General features: G+C 42.5%; 20 protein-coding genes and 3 tRNA genes. 21 read left to right on the top strand and 2 right to left on the bottom strand.

The genetic code is table 11. The features are described 5' to 3' along the window. The first annotated feature begins 39 nt into the window (after positions 1–39). From BET10_RS14805 to BET10_RS14770, 8 genes are read left to right on the top strand one after another with little or no spacing between them, the layout of a single operon-like run. Entirely contained in the window at positions 40–1,146 is a 1,107-nt protein-coding gene (locus BET10_RS14805; protein ID WP_070986368.1) for a beta-ketoacyl synthase N-terminal-like domain-containing protein, read from the top strand. 2 nt (positions 1,147–1,148) lie between these two features. Then, positions 1,149–1,643 (top strand): hypothetical protein, encoded by a 495-nt coding sequence (locus tag BET10_RS14800; protein WP_070986367.1) that lies wholly within the window; start codon positions 1,149–1,151, stop codon positions 1,641–1,643. Positions 1,644–1,676: 33 nt separating this feature from the next. Next, positions 1,677–3,104 carry a class I adenylate-forming enzyme family protein gene (locus BET10_RS14795; RefSeq protein WP_070986366.1) on the top strand — a complete coding sequence of 476 codons (1,428 nt, stop codon included), beginning with the start codon at positions 1,677–1,679 and terminating at the stop codon, positions 3,102–3,104. Positions 3,105–3,119: 15 nt separating this feature from the next. Beyond that, positions 3,120–3,938, top strand: coding sequence for an enoyl-ACP reductase FabI (locus BET10_RS14790; protein WP_070986365.1), 819 nt, complete (start codon positions 3,120–3,122; stop codon positions 3,936–3,938). Beyond that, the gene (locus BET10_RS14785; RefSeq protein WP_070986364.1) at positions 3,935–5,170 is read left to right on the top strand and encodes an ATP-grasp domain-containing protein; all 1,236 of its coding nucleotides are present in this window, start codon (positions 3,935–3,937) and stop codon (positions 5,168–5,170) included. Before BET10_RS14790 ends, BET10_RS14785 begins: the two co-directional genes overlap by 4 nt. Before the next feature lie 9 nt (positions 5,171–5,179). Further along, complete coding sequence (locus tag BET10_RS14780; RefSeq protein WP_070986363.1) at positions 5,180–6,370, top strand: ATP-grasp domain-containing protein; 1,191 nt, start codon at positions 5,180–5,182, stop codon at positions 6,368–6,370. A gap of 34 nt (positions 6,371–6,404) precedes the next feature. Then, complete coding sequence (locus BET10_RS14775; RefSeq protein WP_070986362.1) at positions 6,405–7,529, top strand: HlyD family secretion protein; 1,125 nt, start codon at positions 6,405–6,407, stop codon at positions 7,527–7,529. Between the two features lie 3 nt (positions 7,530–7,532). Beyond that, positions 7,533–9,023 (top strand): DHA2 family efflux MFS transporter permease subunit, encoded by a 1,491-nt coding sequence (locus tag BET10_RS14770; RefSeq protein ID WP_083330567.1) that lies wholly within the window; start codon positions 7,533–7,535, stop codon positions 9,021–9,023. 40 nt (positions 9,024–9,063) lie between these two features. On the opposite strand, the gene asd is transcribed toward BET10_RS14770, so the two are convergent. Continuing rightward, on the bottom strand, positions 9,064–9,933 hold the full coding sequence (asd, locus tag BET10_RS14765) for an archaetidylserine decarboxylase (RefSeq protein ID WP_070986360.1): 870 nt from the start codon (positions 9,931–9,933) through the stop codon (positions 9,064–9,066). Between the two features lie 42 nt (positions 9,934–9,975). Next, positions 9,976–11,034, bottom strand: coding sequence for a small ribosomal subunit biogenesis GTPase RsgA (gene rsgA / locus BET10_RS14760; protein WP_070986359.1), 1,059 nt, complete (start codon positions 11,032–11,034; stop codon positions 9,976–9,978). Between the two features lie 206 nt (positions 11,035–11,240). On the opposite strand from rsgA, the gene orn reads away from it, so the two are divergent. The 13 genes from orn (at position 11,241) to BET10_RS21355 (ending at position 18,144) form a co-directional block, all read left to right on the top strand. Next, complete coding sequence (orn, locus tag BET10_RS14755; RefSeq protein ID WP_070986358.1) at positions 11,241–11,786, top strand: oligoribonuclease; 546 nt, start codon at positions 11,241–11,243, stop codon at positions 11,784–11,786. 186 nt (positions 11,787–11,972) lie between these two features. Beyond that, a tRNA-Gly gene (locus tag BET10_RS14750) sits at positions 11,973–12,048 on the top strand. A gap of 318 nt (positions 12,049–12,366) precedes the next feature. After that, positions 12,367–12,442, top strand: a tRNA-Gly gene (locus tag BET10_RS14745). Positions 12,443–12,529: 87 nt separating this feature from the next. Continuing rightward, positions 12,530–12,605 (top strand) — tRNA-Gly (locus BET10_RS14740). 174 nt (positions 12,606–12,779) lie between these two features. Then, positions 12,780–13,121 carry a 30S ribosomal protein S6 gene (gene rpsF / locus BET10_RS14735; protein WP_070986357.1) on the top strand — a complete coding sequence of 114 codons (342 nt, stop codon included), beginning with the start codon at positions 12,780–12,782 and terminating at the stop codon, positions 13,119–13,121. A 29-nt stretch (positions 13,122–13,150) separates the two neighbouring features. Next, positions 13,151–13,480: a primosomal replication protein N gene (priB, locus tag BET10_RS14730; protein ID WP_070986356.1), complete on the top strand. Its 330-nt coding sequence runs from the start codon at positions 13,151–13,153 to the stop codon at positions 13,478–13,480. Between the two features lie 11 nt (positions 13,481–13,491). Further along, on the top strand, positions 13,492–13,719 hold the full coding sequence (rpsR, locus tag BET10_RS14725) for a 30S ribosomal protein S18 (RefSeq protein ID WP_002962753.1): 228 nt from the start codon (positions 13,492–13,494) through the stop codon (positions 13,717–13,719). Positions 13,720–13,754: 35 nt separating this feature from the next. Next, complete coding sequence (gene rplI / locus BET10_RS14720) at positions 13,755–14,207, top strand: 50S ribosomal protein L9 (RefSeq protein ID WP_070986355.1); 453 nt, start codon at positions 13,755–13,757, stop codon at positions 14,205–14,207. Between the two features lie 344 nt (positions 14,208–14,551). Continuing rightward, complete coding sequence (locus BET10_RS14715; protein ID WP_070986354.1) at positions 14,552–14,956, top strand: type IV pilin protein; 405 nt, start codon at positions 14,552–14,554, stop codon at positions 14,954–14,956. Further along, positions 14,943–15,404 (top strand): pilus assembly FimT family protein, encoded by a 462-nt coding sequence (locus BET10_RS14710; RefSeq protein WP_070986353.1) that lies wholly within the window; start codon positions 14,943–14,945, stop codon positions 15,402–15,404. Before BET10_RS14715 ends, BET10_RS14710 begins: the two co-directional genes overlap by 14 nt. Beyond that, complete coding sequence (locus tag BET10_RS14705) at positions 15,395–15,811, top strand: prepilin-type N-terminal cleavage/methylation domain-containing protein (protein ID WP_083330566.1); 417 nt, start codon at positions 15,395–15,397, stop codon at positions 15,809–15,811. Before BET10_RS14710 ends, BET10_RS14705 begins: the two co-directional genes overlap by 10 nt. Further along, positions 15,802–16,338, top strand: coding sequence for a PilW family protein (locus BET10_RS14700; RefSeq protein WP_070986352.1), 537 nt, complete (start codon positions 15,802–15,804; stop codon positions 16,336–16,338). The genes BET10_RS14705 and BET10_RS14700 overlap by 10 nt, the downstream gene beginning before the upstream one ends. Then, complete coding sequence (locus BET10_RS21355) at positions 16,339–18,144, top strand: DUF7305 domain-containing protein (RefSeq protein ID WP_070986351.1); 1,806 nt, start codon at positions 16,339–16,341, stop codon at positions 18,142–18,144. Positions 18,145–18,169: the final 25 nt, after the last annotated feature.

Here is an 18,169-nt window from a genome sequence, read left to right as displayed (position 1 = left end):
CTTTCTTTATTCTTTAATTTAATCAAAAGTGCTATTCACATGAGTGACAATAAGGTTTATGTCGCGTTTGCGAACGTTTTAACTTGTCTTGGTGATGGGTTGGCGTTGCAAGAACGTTTATTTAAAGGAATGTGCGGTTTTTCTCCTGCGAGCACCTGTTTTCCTGAATCATTTCCTGATGAAAACACACCAATCGGTGTGATTAAAGATATTTCCGAGAGCGAATACAGAATACCCAACATACTCAAAAAAATGTCTGCTACTGGGGTTATTCCCAGCTGGATAGGGCAGTGTGATCATATTTTTTCGGCAAGTAGCCTTGGTGATTTGAAAGGAAAAAATGCAGGTCGTCCCATCAATGATATCGAAGCGCATTTGTCGCAGATTGGATGTGAGAAAAATGTGGACTTGCTGGTGTCAAGTGCTTGTTCAAGTGGTACAGATGTGCTGGGTCAGGCATATGCAATGGTTAAGAGCGGTGCAGCAAACATAATTGCCGTGCTCGCAGTCGACTGCCTAGACCCTGCAAAATTAAGACAGCATTTAGCGCTTGGAACTCAATCTCCCGAGGGAGCAATGCCATTGGATACAAAACGCAATGGCACTACTTTTGGAGAAGGGGGAGCATGTGTTGTGGTAGCGAATTCACGTGGTCTGTCACAAATTGGTGAAACGTCTGATATCACTATACGAGGTTTTGGCATGAGTTGTGATGCGAGTGATATTACAGCGCCTGCTGAACACGGTCAGTTTTTGGCAAAAGCGATAAGCAAAGCGACGGCTTCAGTGGGCACACCTGATTTTATAAATTTGCATGGCAGTGGTACACCATTAAGTGATGCGGCTGAGGCTGCAGCTTTAACACTGGTATTTGCTGAGAGAGCGCACGATATTCCTGTAAATGGAACTAAAGGGGCTGTTGGGCACTTATTGGGGGCAGCAGGCCTGGCTGAAGCTGTGATTTCAATATGGGCTCTTAAGAATCAGATGCTTTTGGGAACAGTTGGCCATAGTGAGTTAGACCCATTAATTCCCCTCAATGTTATAGGTGCGGGTGCTTCGGCCGAAACAACATTGCGCAGTGGCTTGTCTATTACTTGTGGGTTTGGTGGCGTCAATTCATGTATTGCGTTCGAGAGGGAGTGACAATGATGGAACAGTCGATTTCTAGCCGATTAAAAATCTCAATCGCGGATTGTAAACCACCGGCAAGGCTTAAAGGTAAGGATGTTCGTTGTGATCCTCTGGCGAGTGCAAGTATACGGTGTGTTGAGCGGCTGTTGTCCGAGTCTAGTTTAATGCTACCGGAGACAACCAGCGTAGTTGTGATCACGAAGACAGGCTGCGTATCTCATATTAATAAAGTGGTTGAAGCAGCCCAACAAAGTCGCCCTAGACAGGGCTTTTTTTCGCGTGGTGGTCCACAAATGCTAGCCAATTATTGCTCAATTGCATTTGATCTACATGGCGCAAGTTATACCTACTTTATACAACAGAACCCTGATTCTAGAACTGTTGTAGAAAATATCGTTAATAGTTTAGTAAAAGAAAAAATACTCGAACAAGTACTACTAATAGAAGCAGATTATGTTGGAGATGAGTTAGTCGTTGAAGCGATGTACTTAGATTCTTGTTTGCTTTAACTGGCAGAATTCACTTTTGGTTAGGGAGGAGTAATGCAAGCGAATTTTGATATACAAGCACTGCTTTCAAAAATTGAAGCATCAGACACTTTTAACATTGTAGATGACGAAGTAGCGTTGACTGGTAGAGACTTTTGTTTACTTGTTGCGCAAAAGTGTGATGAACTTTCTGCAATGGGGTTGGGAAACAACGATACGGTTCTCGTACAGTTAAAAAACTCTGTGGAACACGTAGCAGCGCTTTGTGCTCTATGGAAAGTGGGGGTGTTTACTGCAATAGTAAAAAATGCTGTAAAAGCCAGTTATATAAACAAGCTCATAGAAAAGTTTCATTTTAACTTCTTCCTGTCTGAAAGCACAATGGTGAATGCCATTGGTAAGAACTCTAATGGTGAAGTCATTGATTCAAATCTTCAAGGCTTCGCAGGCATAAGGTTTAACGTAAACCATAATGCATTGTCTTCTCTAAAGCAGGTGGCAGACTTGGGAATTTTCTCCTCAGGTACGACTGGAGAGCCTAAACTGATTCTGCATAAATTGGACAGAGTATTGCATAATAGCTGGCTGCATACCAAGTCGGTTGATATGCGTTGCTCAGACAGAGTGGCCATCGTACTGCCTATCTTCTACAGTTTCGGCTTGATAGCAAATTTATTTGGTGCAATTCAATCTCAGAGCACCATTGTTATGTGCAAAAACAGCAACCAGATCATGGGTAAGTTAGGAGAGTGGCTGCAAGAAAATGCTATCACCTTTGCCAGTGTGACACCGCACATTGTGAAACTACTCATCGCGCAACGACCTGCTCTTAACATACGCACCCTCACTATCGGAGGGGATGCGATAAACAAAGCGACTTTGTTAAGGGTGTTGAAGCTTTTTGATAAGACAGAAATCTATTGTACATATGGGCTCACAGAAGCTGGCCCTCGTGTTTCAACATACAAAGCTAACGCTCAACACCTTATTAATCTGACGAAAGTACCTTTGGGTGAGCCTCTAGATGGCGTGTCCTTGAGCTTAGCTAATGAGGTGGATGGTGTTGGCGAGTTAGTGATTGAAACTCCTACGAAGATGGTTGGAATAGCCGTTAACAATAGCATTGTTGAATTGCATCTCGACCACCGTTTGAATACAGGGGACTTTTTCTCTAGATTGAACGGCGGATTTGCGTTCAGTAGCCGCTCAAAGAACATTATTAAGCGCGCAGGGGAAAAGATTTACCCAAGTGAAATTGAAAATGTGATTAGTGAATTCACACAGTCGGAATACGTACGAGTAACGGCGCAGCAAGACCCTATTCTGGGGGAAGTGCCTGTTGCATATATAGAAGCGGCAACACCTTTTGAGGTCACCGAGTTAAAGAGATACATTCGTTCTCAGTTGCCTAGCAGCTGTATTCCCACAGAGTTTAACATAGTTGAGCGACTCCCTGAACCGTTGCTCGATAAATCATTGTAGTTGAAGGTAGTAGAAATGGAATTGATGAAAAATAAAGTTGGTTTGGTGATGGGTATTGCAAATAAAAACTCAATTGCCACCCATATTGCAAAGTTTTTAGAGGAGCAAGGTGCTGAAATAGCTGTGTCATATCAACCTATGGGAGGGGATGAAGACAAGTACCTTGCTCGTATCAAAAAAGGTAGTGGGCTTTCTCCTGAAGCTAGCTTTTACCCTTGTAACGTCGCGAATGACGAAGATATTGAAGCGTTATTTGAAAAACTAAAATCGCAATATGGAAAGATTGATTTTATTGTGCATTCTATTGCTTATGCCGATACGCAAGAATTAGCCTCTGGCGTGTCCAACATGTCCCGAAAAGGGTTCGCAGAAATGATGGATATTTCTGTGTACAGTCTATTGAAAGTTGCCAATCAAGCGAAGGACATTTTGGGCGGCGGTTCGTTGATCACATTATCCCATTTTGGGGCGCAAAGGGCTATGGCTGGGTTTAATGGGATGGGGATTGCTAAAGCGGCTCTTGAAGGCTCTGTTCGGTATTTGGCGCAGGATATAGGTGCACACAATATTCGAGTGAATGCAGTCAGTGCGGGTCCATTAAGAACATTATCTTCGTTCGGAATTGGCAACTTCGCCACCATGAAAGATGCTTACTCAAACCGTTGCCCACTCAACAATGAAATTAACCAAATAGATGTGGCTAAAAGTGTTGCATATCTGGCGTCTGATCTATCTTTGTGTACCACAGGAGAAATAATACACGTTGATAATGGCTACCACAGTGTTGGCCTTGAGCAAGTAGCACCAGATGCACAAGAGGAGAGTGCAGCATGAAACAAGCAATAGTAGTGATATATAGAGATTTTGGACCAGTTTATAGACTTAACTTAAAAGCAATGGCTAGAGCAGCAAGAGAACAAAATGCGACTGCGTTTGTAATCACACTTGATGGAACAGAAATCAGTGATATAGAAGCCGATGCGCACTTCAAAGTGTCTAACTTTAGTGACTTCTCATTGACACTGACTATTCTTGATGAGCTTGCAAAAGACTTTCAAATCAAAAGTGTTTTGCCTGCTTATGAAGAGGATGTGGGACTTGCATTGCAAGCAATGGAACACCTTGGTGTGCGAGAAAATATGCAAGCTCTTTCAGAGTTTGTGCGAAACAAAAATGTGATGCAAGCCAAAGCCAAGGAGATAGGCGTTCCGATTGCGCAAAGTTACATACCCAGCACTTTGTCGGTTGAAGAATTTAACCAAAGCGGTCTGCACTTTCCCGTGATAGTAAAACCCTATGATGGTATGGGCTCACGTTCGACATATAAAGTACACAACGAAACCGAACTACAAGATTTGGCATTATCCAATGAGATATTAAAGCAATATCGGGTTGAAGAGTTTATCGAAGGTGAACAGTTTCATGTGGATAGTGTAATCCAAAATGGTGAAGTTATTTTTAAATCCGTATCAGAATATTCCACTACGCCATTAAAGTCATTACAGGATCCTACGACACTTTTTGCGAGCCAAATTATATTTGACGAAAGTGTACCGCACATAAAAGAGATGATAAGACTCAATGAGATCATCATCAGAGAGTTTGGCTTTGTTAATGGTGTTGCACATGTTGAATTCTTTTTAACACCGGACAAAAGAGTTTACTTTGGGGAGATAGGTGCGCGTTTGCCTGGCGTGTATGTATCTAATCTGATCAAAGAGGGGTATCAGATTAAAATGGCGGAAGAATGGGTACGTGCTGAACTGGTTGAGAAACATGTTGTACAGTACCAAGCGCGACCATACGTGGGAGCTGCATTATTAAAAAGTGTGTGTACAGGACGTATTGATGAACTTGGTGATGAACAAAAGATTATTGAAGATAAGCAAGTGCTTTATCATCAAATTTGGAAGCAAGTTGGTCAAGAGTTTGAAAAGGCTTCAATGTCTTGTGATGCTTTTGGATTTGTTGTTGTTAAGTGTGATTCACATGAAGAGGTTTTTCCTAAGCTGCAACAGATCAATCTACGTTATCAGTCAGAGTCGAAATTTAGCAATGGAAATTAGGGGAGCAGGATGCGACATATAATTATATTTAATCGCTTGCCTAAGGCGATTGCTGACTTTGGGCAGTGGTTAAATGATGACACTTTGCAATGTCACTATTTAATGTGTAGCAAGGTAGCGGATCAGTTTTCAGAATTAGAACCTTATGCATTCGACAGTTATGATGATGATGGAATTGTTGCTAAAGCCTATGAATTGTGTAAGCTTTATCCAGTTGATTCAATTGTAACCACTTCTGAGTTTGATGTACTACGCTGTGCACAGCTTAGAGAGTATTTTGACATACCGGGTCAAAAGGCAACCAATGCGCTTGCCTTTAGAGATAAAGTCTTGATGAAAGAGACCGCTGGTAAATGTGGAGTTAATGTGCCCACTTTCACGAAAGCTAAGAATGTCATTGACGTTCTTAGCTTTGTTCAGAGTAATGCCTACCCAGTGGTAGTGAAGCCCGCAGATGGAGCTGGTTCAAGTGGTGTGCATGTAATAAGGAATGATGAGCAGCTTCAGCACTTTCTGGACAACAATAAATCTGCTGGCTTAGATATTGAAACATTCGTCGACGGGCATTTATATCATGTAGATGGTATTTCTATTAATGGAAAAGTCGAAATAATATGGCCTAGCTCTTATTTGGCTGGCGACGCGCTGAGTTTTGCTAACGGTGAGCATGTTGGCAGCTACTTGCTCGAAAAAGACAACCCGCTGACAGAGCCATTAATTACTTTCACGAAAGAAGTGATTAATGCGCTTAGGCTACCTGATAACGGGGCGTTTCATTGCGAGGTATTTGTAACAAAAGAGAATGAGCTGGTGCTGTGTGAAATTGGTTGTCGATTGGCGGGGGGGAGGATCGTTTCAGCCCTTAACCACGCATTCAATGTGAATTTGTATGAACTTTGGGTCAAGGCTCAAGCGGGCATTGCTCAACAGCTAGAAATCGCTAGTATCCCGACTAGAATGTCGGGAATGATCTTATATCAACCTCAAAGTGCCACCTACCAAGGTCTTAAAAATAAAAGTGACACTGCTTGGATGACGGAGCTTGAAATCGCTGTTAAAGAAGGAGAAAGCTACGGTGGTGCTAGTGTCAGTGTCGCGTGTGCAGCAAGTTTTGTCGTAGTTGGGCACTCAGAGACTGATGTAAAACAAGCTCTTCATAAGGGCATTGCTACACTTGAAGAGAATATGCAGTGGTGCTAGAGCACCACAACAACGAAAAGGAATTAAATGCATAATGGTGAAGAACTTTCTGATATTGCTATTGGTTGTCGCTGGTCTTGCGGCTGGCTATGTGATGAGTTTAGACAGCAATACGGTTGTGCTGGATAACGCTTATGTGAGTGGAAAAATCATAAAGATTAGAGCGCCTAAAGATGGCATTATCGAGACTGTGCTGATAGAACATGGGAGTACAGTTAATGAGCGAGACATTTTGTTCGCTTATGATAAACGTTCAGCGGAGCTTTCGGTCCAAAAAGCGTCACAAGCTTTCCATCAAAGCATTAAAGATGAGTTACAAGCCTGCTTTGAAGAGAGCATAGCCAAAGAAAAGCTATCTAGTAGTGACCTTGTCAGTAGTTTTAAAAAGGACAGGTTGGAGCGAGGCAAAAAGTTAAGTAGTGCCAATTTGCTTGCAGAAGATACATTTGAGGACTTGTCTTTGGGGTATTCCGTCGCCATGAAAGAGAAAAGCATTGCTCAATTGGAATGGTCAGTGATGGGGTATGCAACGAATGAAGCTATACTGTCTCGGACGAAAGTGATGCAAGCTAAAAACACGCTTGAAGAAGAGTTGCACAACCAACGTTTACAGGAAGTTAGGTCGCCACGCACTGGCTACATATATACTCTCAATATTTATGCTGGGCAGTACGTTGATGCTGGTGATTTAATTGCTGTATTAGTTGCAACGGATGATATTAGAGTTGAAGCTAATGTGCTTGAGACAAAAATTGCTTCGTTAAAGCCCGGTATGCGTGCCAAAGTATATTCCGATGTAAACCCGCAGCAAGTTTATAAGGGCGTTGTGCATTCTATTGTTCCTTCTACCGCAGCTTCTTTCTCACCTATTCCAAGAAATAATACCGACTCAAACTGGATCAAAGTGAGTCAACGTGTGCCCGTCATCGTAAGTTTATTAGATGAAGGTGCCAAGACGTTACCGATTGGCTCAAGCGCCAAAGTCGAGTTATTGCTTGATGAGCAATTAGATTCTGTAGAACAAAGAGCGCAAGTAAGGCATGGTTACCACAGCTTGCCAAACTGGCAAAAGCAGCCGGAAGACTATATTCAAAAAATTGTAGCAGCAGAGCAAGCTTCATTTACTAAATATGCGTCGAATGTGAACTGTCGATTGTAGATAATGATGCAAAACTACCTTAAGATATTTGCCGTCTATTTGGTCATATTCACCCAGATGCTGGATACATCTATTGCCAATTTAGCTTTAGTTAAAATAGCCCCGGATCTGGGTATTATGGTATATAACGCTGCGTGGATCATCACTGCATTTGGTGCTGGACTTGTCATTTCATTTCCTTTGACCAGTGCACTTAGTCGTTGTTATTGCAACGATTTACTCTTTGTTCTAGCCAGTGTTGTTGTGATCCTGTCTTCGCTTGGTTGCGGCTTTGCTTTTTCTGACGTTGACTTTATCATTTTCAGATTTTTGCAAGGCCTGTCATCAGGCTTCCTCATCGTATTAAGTCAATCTATTCTGTTTAAAATAATGGGTGAAGACAAGCGAGCTATGGCGGTCGCGCTATGGAGCAGTGCTATTTCATTGGCACCGATTGTCGGACCCGTGATCGGTGGTTTCGTTATACAATACTTCAGTTGGAGGTGGTTGTTTCTCATCAATTTTCCGCTGATGATCGTGTGTTTAATTTTTCTTGTCGATGAGCTAGAACCGAAGCTTAAGAAAAATGATGGTAGCAGTAAAGTTAACTATGCGGCATTAATAGCTTTTGCTGTTGCTATCGCTTCAATTCAGTATGTATTAGATTTTGGTGAGAAACTCAATTGGTTTAGCAATATTGGCATATTGCTTTGTACCGTCACATTTGTAGTTGGGATGGTTCTTTTTTATTTCTTTAACAAGAGGAATGGGCTGGAAGTTTTTGATTTTGCTGTTTTTAAAGATGGCAACTTCAGCGCGGCTATGGCAGTAATGGTGGTTGGGAACGGCTTAATTTTTGCGTCTTTGATCGTGTTACCTATCTGGTTACAAATGAATTATAAAATGCCAGCGATGAATGCGGGTATTGTTGTTGCTATTGGTAGTGCTGTTGCGGGGTTGTTAAGTCCATTTGTTGGTAAATATGTACGCAAAGAGTGGTATTTTTTCACGGCATTGGTCAGTTTGATTTTAACGGGTATATCATTTTTCATGATGAGCCAATACACCTTGGATGCCACATTTTCACAACTCGCCTCTGCAAGAGTAGTGGCAGGCTTAGGGATAGTGTTGTTTGCTACGCCCCTAACAGCAATGTCATTATTGTCGATTACAAGTGATAAAGTTATCAATGCAAACTCTATTTCTATGTGCTTGAGAATTACATCTTCTAATGTTTTTATTGCCTTAGGTTTTATTCAGTTGCAATCACAGCAGCATTACACTTACGAGTCTTTACTTAGCAATATACAAAGACCATTCATAGATGCTCACTTTGACCATGCATTTGAGTATGGTAGTTATTTATCTGACCTTGTTGCTACGTTGGCAATGTCGAGTATATTTCGCAGCTCAGGAGTAACTTTTTTCATACTTGTCGTGGTTTTGCTTCTAACACGGTATTATCTCAATAGTACACGTAAGGTATCTGAAAAAGAGGTTGTAGAAAAAGCGTAAAGCCCGTATTAGGATTTTACGCTAAATAAGGTGTGCCGAACTAGCCGTGGCTAAGTGTCGCAAATGGAGTGCCCATGCGAGTGACTGTTTCTGGTTGCTCGCTGTCTAGGAATTCAGCTTGATTAGCACCCCAGGCCAAAATCACTGTTGAACCAAGTTTGAAGCGTCCCATCTCTTCGCCTTTTTTCAAAGTAACCGCGTTACTTCCTGATGTTGGGTAATCCCAACTAAATACATCTTTTCCTGCTGGTGGCGTCACTGTACCAGCCCAAATAGTTTCGATGCTTGCTACTATAGTTGCGCCAACTAAGACCATCGCAAGCGGGCCTAGTTCGGTATCAAAAATGGCAACTACACGCTCATTGCGGGCAAATAAGTTTGGTACATTTTGTGCGGTTAGTGGATTAACTGAAAATAGGTCGCCAGGCACATAGATCATGCGTTTTAGCGTGCCATCGACTGGCATATGTATGCGATGATAGTCTTTTGGTGCCAAGTAAATAGTTGCGAACTTACCACCGCTAAATGGCAAGAAATCTTCCTCTTTACCGCCTAGCAAGGCTTGTAAACTATAATCGTGACCTTTAGCCTGAATTATTTGCCCATCTACCACATCGCCAAGTTGGCTTATTGCGCCATCTACTGGATGTGCAATCGTGTTTGAGTCTGTCGCCAATGGACGAATACCAGGCTTTAAAGGGCGAGTGAAAAACTCGTTGAAAGTTTTGTAATGTGCAGGGTCTTCGTGAAGCGCCTCGCTCATATCAATTTTGTATTGCTTGATAAATAACTTAATCAATTGCGTGGTAAGGGCGCCTGCCTCTGCGGCAGCTAACTTCCCAACCAGACGAGATAGCGCGTGCTTTGGTAGCGCGTACTGCATAGCAATCTTCAATTTATCCAAGTTCACGTTGTTATTTCCTACAAAAATTTTGCTGATAGTAGCACAGATTTAAACACGAGGGGCACGGGCTCCCGCTCGCCCATCGGCCATAGATTCTAAAATACGATGATAGCTTTCAAAGCGCAATTCACTTATTTTCCCGTCGTTTACAGCCTCCACTAATAGGCAGCCGGGATCGTTTAAATGCTTGCAGTCACGAAAGCGGCATCCGCCTATGAATTCTCTAAACTCCTTAAAGCACCAAGTAACGCGTTCAACGTCTAAGTGCCACAGACCAAATTCTCGGATCCCTGGAGAGTCAATTAGGTTACCTCCGCTCGGTAGGTGATGCAGGCGAGAAACCGTTGTTGTGTGCTGCCCTAAGCCGCTGTTTTCTGAAACTTCTTGGGTCAAAATGTCGGCATTAGGTAGTACCGTATTTACTAAGGTCGATTTACCGACGCCGGATTGACCAACAAAAATATTATTTTTACCGACTAATTTGTGCTTCAGCGCTTCAATGCCTTCGCTGGTCTTATTGCTGACCAGAAGTACCTGATAACCAAGCTCTCGATAGATGTCTAAAACCTCATCGATATACTGACGACTTTCCTCATCTAGTAAGTCGACCTTATTAAGCAGCAAAATTGGTTCAATGCCCATGTCTTCACATGCCACAAGGTATCTATCAATAATATGAGGAGTAAACTCAGGAAGTACTGCAGAGACCATTAAGATTTGATCTATATTGGCTGCGACCACTTTCACACCGTCGTAAAAATCAGGACGGGTTAGCTGAGAACGCCTTTCCTCAGTGGTTTCAATTACGCCCGCTAAGTCACCTTCACTCACCTTAGCGCGGCGGAAGAATACCTCATCACCACATACCAAACTTGTTACGGTGCGTCTAATGTTACATCGTAGTATTTCACCGCGAGATGTCTCAATATCAGCATGTTGACCAAAGCGACTGATCACAACTGCATGTTCACTAGGCCCTAAATTATCCGCTTGCCAAGTGGTTTCAGTCGTGTCCGTCTTTTGCTGCTTTGCTTTATGCAAACGCTTTTGATGATTGGCACTAATCCGTCTGGATTGGCCTTTACTAAGTTTTTTATGTTTTGCCATGTTACTTTTGATCTGCCGCTCGGAAATAGGTAAATTTGTCTAAATTCATCTATTCCTGTACTGTTTGTTTTGTGGGCTGCATGTAATTGGTCTATAACTCAATTAAATGCCCCGCTTTTTAAAAAAAAGCTTTTGGTCCGTTGGTGAAGCTAATATGATATATCTAATTGCATTGGATCTAAAGGAAAGTACCGCTAAGGTAGTCTATGTCGTTTAATGAATCTAATTTGATCTGGCTTGACCTCGAAATGACGGGGCTTGAACCCAAGACAGACAAAATCCTCGAAATTGCCACAGTAATTACAGACTGTGATTTGAATATATTGGCTGAAGGCCCAGTTATTGCCATCCACCAAAGTGACGAGTTGCTTGATGGCATGGATGAGTGGTGCACAAACCAACATGGCCGCTCAGGGCTTACCGCTCGTTGTAAGGCCAGTAAGTTCACAGAAGCTGACGCGATTAAACAAACCTTAGACTTCTTAAAAGGTTGGGTTCCTCCTGCTAAGTCGCCAATGTGTGGCAACTCCATCGGTCAAGACCGTCGTTTTTTAAACAAGTATATGCCAGAGCTTGAAGCGTATTTCCATTATCGTAATTTAGATGTCAGCACCGTCAAGGAGCTTGCACGTCGATGGAAACCTGAATTGCTAGATGAGGTGAAAAAGAAAAGTTCACATCTCGCTTTGGACGATATCAAAGATTCCATTATGGAATTGAAAGTCTACCAAGAAAAATTTTTCAATATTTAAAAAAGTGCTTGCAAAGCATTTTCTATGTTGTAGAATCCTGCCCCGCTTAAGACGTGAAGCCTGAGTGGGGCTTTTTACATATTTAAGTTGAAAAAGATTTAGAATGCGGCACTAGCTCAGCTGCTAGATTGTTAGACGCGACCTCTAGGTTGCGCTCCAGCGGTCAAAAATATGAGTAACTATGAAGCGGCACTAGCTCAGCTGGTAGAGCGCGACCTTGCCAAGGTCGAGGTCACGAGTTCGAACCTCGTGTGCCGCTCCAATCTTTCAGTATTACCAAGTAATACTTAGCTCAACTGTTGAAATGTTAGATAAACACCTAACAATAAAACTTGAGCATGCGGCACTAGCTCAGCTGCTAGATTGTTAGACGCGACCTAAGGTTGCGCTCCAGCGGTCAAAAATATGAGTGATTATGAAGCGGCACTGGCTCAGTTGCTAGATTGTTAGACGCGATCTAAGGTTGCGCTCCAGCGGTCAAAAATATGAGTGATTATGAAGCGGCACTGGCTCAGCTGCTAGATTGTTAGACGCGACCTAAGGTTGCGCTTCAGCGGTCAAAAATATGAGTGATTATGAAGCGGCACTAGCTCAGCTGGTAGAGCGCGACCTTGCCAAGGTCGAGGTCACGAGTTCGAACCTCGTGTGCCGCTCCAATCTTTCAGTATTACCAAGTAATACTTAGCTCAACTGTTGAAATGTTAGATAAATGCCTAACAATAAAACTTGAGCAACTATGGAATGCGGCACTAGCTCAGCTGGTAGAGCGCGACCTTGCCAAGGTCGAGGTCACGAGTTCGAACCTCGTGTGCCGCTCCAATCTCTTTGATTTATCTCAATATCCCAAAAATCTCTCTCTCTAACAAAAATTTTAATTGCTTAATAATCCAACTCTACGTAAAATACGCGCTCTTTCGGCTATCACATTTAGTTCCTTGCCTTCACCCGACTGGCCGAAACGGGAAAAGGCTATATTAACCGTAAGGAATATCCATGCGTCATTACGAAATCGTATTCATGGTTCACCCAGATCAAAGTGAGCAAGTACCTGGTATGATCGAGCGTTATACTGGTTCTATCACTGAAGCTGGCGGTACTATTCACCGTTTAGAAGACTGGGGTCGTCGTCAACTGGCATACCCAATCGAAAAGCTTCACAAAGCACACTATGTTCTTATGAACGTTGAAGCACCAACTGAAGTAATCAACGAGCTTGAGACTTCTTTCCGCTACAACGATGCAGTACTACGTAACCTAGTTATGCGTACTAAAACTGCTGTAACTGAAGCATCTCCTCTTGTAAGAGAAGAGAAAAAAGAAGCAGCTACTGCTTAATCGTTATTGACTCTGGACATTGAGGGTTTGTGGTGCAAAAACAGGTTGACCTGTATACAAATCAATATGTGCTTTCGGGCGTGATTTGTAAAACACCCAAATTTAATCAAAGCCCAGCCGGCATTCCACATTGTATTTTTGTGCTTGAGCATAAATCTACTCAAGTTGAAGCTGACTTAAACCGTAATAGTTATGTTCGCATTCAAGTGGTTGCCAGTGGGCACAAGTTCCAGTCTCAAACTCAGCATTTATACGTTGGGCAAGCAATACAAGTTAGCGGTTTTTTAAACCGACACGAAAACCGTAATGGTTTAAGTCAACTGGTATTACACGCACAACATATTGAAAGAATTAATTGAGGAAATTACTCATGGCACGTTATTTCAGACGTCGTAAGTTCTGCCGTTTCAAAGCGGAAGGCGTACAACAAATCGATTACAAAGATCTAGCTACTCTTAGAAACTATGTAACAGAAAGTGGCAAAATCGTACCTAGCCGTATTACAGGTACTAGCGCTAAATACCAGCGCCAGCTAGCAACAGCTATCAAGCGTGCTCGCTACTTAGCCCTTCTTCCATACACTGACTTACACAAGTAAGCAGCGGATTAACAGTTTTTAAAAGGTGTAGAGACATGCAAGTTATTCTACTAGACAAGATCGCTAACCTAGGTGGCCTAGGTGACCAGGTTGTAGTTAAATCTGGCTTCGCACGTAACTTCTTATTCCCTAAAGGTAAAGCAGTTCCTGCGACAAAAGCAAACATTGAAACTTTCGAAGCACGTCGTGCTGATTTAGAAGCGAAAATCGCTGAAGAGCTAACAGCTGCACAAGCACGCGCTGAGAAGCTAGAAGCATTAGCTGAAGTTACTTTAGTATCTAAAGCTGGTGACGAAGGTAAGCTATTCGGTTCAATCGGTACTCGCGACATCGCTGACGCTATTTCAGCTGTTGGTGTTGAAGTTGCTAAATCAGAAGTTCGTCTACCTCTAGGTACTATCCGTGAGACTGGTGAATTTGACGTAGCAATCGCAGTACACTCAGACGTAACTGCTACTATCAAAGTAATCGTTATTGCTGAAGCTTAATTTTTTGTATTAAGCAAAACCGTGCACGCTCGTGCGCGGTTTTTTATTTATCACACCTGAAACACATAACAACAACTCTAATTTTCAGATAAAAACCAAAGAATACTGTGCATAATTGCGTAACTCGCTGTTATTTAATGTGATGAAATTGCTTGAGGCTGAATAATTCGCATGGTTTTTACACAAATATTATTGCATGGAACTTCCAACTCGCAACGCGCAATGTTAACTTATAGAAACAAAATATAAGAATTAAGTATTGCTGCAAAAATTGCTATAATTTTAATTATAGTGATGACAGCGCTGTCCTTGTATTGGGTAAATCTAAGGCTTTTGAGGTATGTATGGTTAGTAAAGGGTTTTCGTTAACGGAGCTGTTAATCGCCGCTGCAATCGTTGCAATACTTGGCGCAGTTGCTTACCCCACCTACATAGAGTCTATGCAAGAGAGCCGTCGCTCACAAGCGCAACAAGAAATGCTACAAGTGGCAATCATATTAGAGCGTTCCTACTCACGTAACGGCGGCTATCCAGACAGCGACACCTTTACAGCTCTACCAGTACTTGAAATGTATACATTTAAATATGAGCACCTAAACAAGCCTGAGAATGGAGAAAACTATACAAGTCGTTCATATTTACTAACAGCAACGCCAAAAACGGGAACATTACAGGAGTCTGATCCTTGCGGGGCAATCACCTTGAACCACATAGGCACACAGGGGGCTGAAGTTGATGACTGCTGGTAGTAAAAGCATCCGTGGCTTCTCCTTGACGGAACTTGTAATAACGCTGTTGATTGCAGGTATATTGGCTTCGCTTGCAATGCCTTCTTTTGTTAGGCAAATAAAGCAGGACAGAGTTGTTAATAATGCGAACTATTTGAGTGCTTTTTATAAGTACTCTCGTAGTGAAGCAGTAAAGCAGGCAAAAACATTACATCTGGTTGCCAGCTCTTCTAAATGGTTATTGCAGTCACAGACTGATGGTGAATGGGTAACGGTACATGAATTTTCAGTTGTAGATGATTCAATAGAAATTGAATACGCTGATAGAACAATTACATCAACGGGAGAAGTGGATCAGGCGCTAAATCTATTAGTGACAGACAACGATGACAGTACCACTGACTATCGGCTGTGTGTGTTACAAAGTGGGCAAAGTTGGGTTGATGAGGCAGATAAAAATTGCGCTTAACGAAAGGTTTTTCATTGGTAGAGGTGATGGTGTCGATGCTGATAGCGAGTATCGCGCTGCTTGGACTAGCTGCAACGCAGCTCAGGGCTTTGCAATATGCGACCAATAGTTTTGACTATACTGTAGCGCTAGTACAGGGCCAAAATGCGATGGAGAAAATTTGGTCTCGATTATGTGATATTCAACATAACGACCCATCGTTGTTCCAAGATGAAGAATTTAGAGAGTGGTTATTAGCGCCATCAGATATACGTACAACCTTTGAAGTGATTGTTCCTCAGACCTATGAAAATGAAATGAATATATTTGTGAATTGGGTCGATGATCGTATGGATCCGGATGTAGATGGTGAAAACCAAGTGGTATTGAATGCCACATTTATGAGTTTGGATGACACATGCGATTAAGCTCGTACTCAGTTAGAGGTTATTCACTCGTAGAGTTGATGGTAGCGTTAACTATCGGGACATTTTTATTGGCGGGGATTGGGATGTCTTATTCAGCAATAAAAGGCACGGTGATGACCACACAACAACTGTCTCAAGCGCAGGAAGTTGTGCGTTATACAAACCATATTTTGTCTCGTAGTGTGAAGCAAACTTCTGTTATTCCAGCAATTACAGAAAACGGAACGATAATTACCATCGATCAAGATGCGTACAGCACTTCGTGTCAAGGAACTGTACCTACATTTAATTATCAGGAGGTCTATACTTTAAGTGATGGATACTTAACCTGCGATATATTAAATCTGGATGATGATGGGAATAGTGTAGGGGTCTTAAACCTTTTAAAAGGTGTACAGGCGCTTGGATTTAGTAGTAGTCAAAGCGGACGCTTAATCAATGTTAACGTGACGCCACAAGATGTACCAGCGCAATTTGCTACAGGCATCGTGATTAGCCTAGCTACTACCAGGGTAATTATGAGGTAAATGATGAAGAAGCAAAACGGCTTTACACTGATAAAGGTTTTGTTATTGAGCACGATGGCAGGCGTTGTTGTGTTTGGTGCAATGAGAGAAACTCTTGTTCAAGAGCGTTTATCAGGTAATTTTCAAAAAAGCATGAATGCCAGATTCTTGTCTGAAAAAGGTATTTATATTGTAGCAAAATGCCTAAAGGATAAACTGGTAGAGGATCCGTCGTTAACGAGAGATGAGCTTGTGTTGACCCAGTGTTCATACACTGGTGGTGGTAGCGCAGGGGACGATCTAAAGTATGACGCTTCGGCTGAGGCGGGGGATGCACCGGATATTGTGGTGATTACAAGCTCTGGTGAGCGTTACAGCGGTGACTCTAATGACAAAATTATAGCTCACTACAAGTTCACACCAGGTAGCTCTTCTGCGGTTAATGACAGCATTATGGCAGGTTGCACGGGAGTTAGTCTCAAAGGCAGCTCGTTGATAGACAGTTATGACTCGTCTGCGGGTAGTTATGAACAGACTAAAGGCAGCAATGCCGTCATCAATACTTCCAGCAGTAATGCAAATGTGTCATTGAGCGGACACTCAATCATAAAAGGTGATGTTAACGCCGCGGGCGCAATATACCTAACGGGCTCTTCGCCAGTTTATGGCAATATTAAATCGAACACCGGGATTGAGATTTCATCAGGTGGTGGTGTGCGTGTTGACGGTAACGCGATTACGCTAGGTGACATTGTGCATAAAGGCGGTGAAATAACGGGTTATGTGCGTGCCAATGGAGATGCGACAATGGATTGGGGGGCCTCAATCACTAATCTCAGCAACGATGAATTTGATATTCAATATGGCGGTTCTGGCTCTTTCCCTGATGATAGCACCTTTAGTCAGGATGGAATTCACTATTCGAATAGCCGTTTTAACGTTAACCCACAAATCACGCCCATAGAGATCCATGCAGCAGACTCATCACAATGTGATCCATTAGCAATCGTACAGAATATGGACGAAGTGATCGGAGAAAGTAATGATTATCCATACTACAAGGTATGGGCCAACCAGCATTATACGTTTGCACCTACTTGGGCCTATTACGAAACTATAAATGGCAATGGAAATGGCAATGGAAATGGAAATGGAAATGGAAATGGAAATGGAAATGGAAATGGAAATGGAAATGGCAATAGTGGTGGTTTGAGTGCAATTTCTGCCTTTCAGAAGGATATTTACATATTCAATACCTTGGAGCAGCATTATGAAGATGTTGTACAAAGCGACAATGACCTTGAATATGTATATGGCATGAGCGGCTTTGAACTTGGTAGCAATGGCTCTGTTACGATTCAAGGGGGCGATGTTATTTTCCTCATTGATGGTGACTTCTCTATTAAAGGTGGTTCGGGAATGACCATTAAAGCTGGAAGTAGCCTGAGTATTTTTGTGACGGGCAATATAGACCTAGGTGGCAGCGGTAATGTGTATGTGGAGCAACATGGGCTTACTAACAGCGGGCATGCGGCATTTAACATTTACTCATCTAAATCCGGAGAAGGGGTCTCACTGGGTGGCAATAGTGACATGTACGCTATGGTGTATGCGCCATTATCAACAGTTAAAGTGACAGGTAGCGGTTCTCTTTATGGCAGCATTATTGGCTCGTTCATTGATGGCTCTGGCAGCGGTGACTTTCACTTTGATGAGGCACTGAAAACGGTAGATTTCGGTGTCGGTGATGGTAGTGGAAGCACACAAACGAAGCCATTACTTACATTTGAGCGTTGGTATTACAGGTTACCCGATAGCACTGAGTAATATAACTTTTTATAGAAAGACCCGC

The sequence above is a fragment of the Pseudoalteromonas amylolytica genome, assembly GCF_001854605.1.
In the GTDB taxonomy this organism is placed as follows: domain Bacteria; phylum Pseudomonadota; class Gammaproteobacteria; order Enterobacterales; family Alteromonadaceae; genus Pseudoalteromonas; species Pseudoalteromonas amylolytica.
Note: the sequence above shows the minus strand (reverse complement) of the source record. Positions and strands in the feature narration are given on the sequence as shown.